The following is a 1,739-nucleotide window of genomic DNA, read 5'->3' on the forward strand; positions in this document are numbered from 1 at the left end:
TGGAAGTCGACATAATAAAAAGAACTGGATGTTGTTTCTCTGTCTTACTTCCATTTCTTTTCTTTTAACTGGAATTTACTTTTTCAATTTACGATATTATTGTATATCAGAAAGATATTTGACAATTAAATTCACATTTGATATACTTCGCATTAACGCGGAGGTAACTCTAAACATACCGGATAAGCGGGATTTTCATTACGATGGTTGTCCATTGCACTGAAGGATCGTTTATCCTTTTTTTATTCCTGACACCATCATATCAATCGGAGGTGTTTTTTTATGAATAAGGTAGAAATGAAAACAAAGTGTTTGAGAAAGGAATTCGCTCATTATGCAATTCCTGCTGTCGTCGGCATGATTGTATCTTCTCTTTATAATATTGTAGATGGAATCTTTGTTGGACGTGGGGTTGGCGAAGATGCACTTGGTGCCATCAATATTGTATATCCATTTATCATGTTAGAAATTGCCATTGTCATGTTAATTGCCGTTGGAGGAGCAAATCACTTCTCTGTCAATCGAGGACGTGGTTCCAACGATAAAGCCAATTCCATATTCATTCAAAGTATTACGATACTCATCATTATCGGTGTTATTTTGAATGTAGTTGTTTTAATATTTCCTGAACAAGTATGTGAATTGTTAGGGGCAAATCAACAAATCCTCACTTATGCGAAAGAATATATATGGTGGATATCGTTATTTGGTATTATTTATATGCCAGGGCTAGGATTCAGTATCTTTATTCGAAATGACAATGCACCAAAACGAGAGTTAATGGGTACACTTGTAGGAACTATAATAAATATTCTTTTAGATTACTATTTCATCATGGTTTTAAATATGGGAATTGCTGGAGCAGCAATTGCTACGGGAATTGGGCAAACTGCTTCTGTTATGATCTTCATGACACATTTTTTAAAAAAAGAACGAGTTCTTCATATTGAAAAAATCAATTGGGATTTAGGTACACTTAAAAAAATATTTGCTAGTGGTACTCCCACCTTCTTAATGGAGTTTAGCCAATCTGCTGTAGCTTTTAGTTTTAATTTGATTCTCATGGCTTATGTTGGTGCTGAAGGTGTTTCTTATTATAGTATCGTGATGTATATCTGTTCCATGTTTAACATGGTGCTCATTGGTTTAACCCAAGGGGCACAACCTATCATGAGTTTTCACTATGGAAAAGGCGAAGAAGATAGTGTAAAGCAAATTTGTGATATAGCAATTAAAACATCTCTTCTCTTAACGACTTTGATGTACCTTATCATATATTTCTTCGGTTCTACGCTAGCATCTATTTTCGTAAGCGATAACATATCTCTCGCTACACAAGCAGGTACTATGATGAAAAGCTATTTCTTAGCTTTCTTCCCTATTGGTATCACACTGATGAACATTTTATACTTTCAAATCATGGAACAAAGTTTTGTGGCAATTCTATTATCATTTCTTCGTTGTATTGGATTTGTTCAATTATTCTTATTAATATTACCACCAATATTAGGAACCTCGGGGATTTATTTTTCATTCTTTTGTGGTGAATTATGTCATTGTATACTTTCTGAAGGGATATTTGTATTCAAAGAAAGAAAGCAAAAACAAATCGCATAATATAAACCCATATTTATCTTCTAATCAAATCGAGTAGGAGGTAACTGATTAATTCAGTTACCGACCTCTCACACCACCGTACGTACGGTTCCGTATACGGCGGTTCAGTATATTTTAACGGA

1 protein-coding gene is annotated in these 1,739 nt (G+C 34.2%); it reads left to right on the forward strand.

What is annotated here, in order from left to right; genetic code table 11:
• Window positions 1-282 precede the first annotated feature (282 nt).
• Window positions 283-1,617, forward strand: coding sequence for an MATE family efflux transporter (locus M2475_RS11335; RefSeq protein ID WP_277491646.1), 1,335 nt, complete (start codon window positions 283-285; stop codon window positions 1,615-1,617).
• The last annotated feature ends 122 nt before the right edge of the window (window positions 1,618-1,739 follow it).

It is taken from the genome of Breznakia sp. PF5-3 (genome assembly GCF_029504745.1).
In the GTDB taxonomy this organism is placed as follows: domain Bacteria; phylum Bacillota_I; class Bacilli_A; order Erysipelotrichales; family Erysipelotrichaceae; genus Breznakia.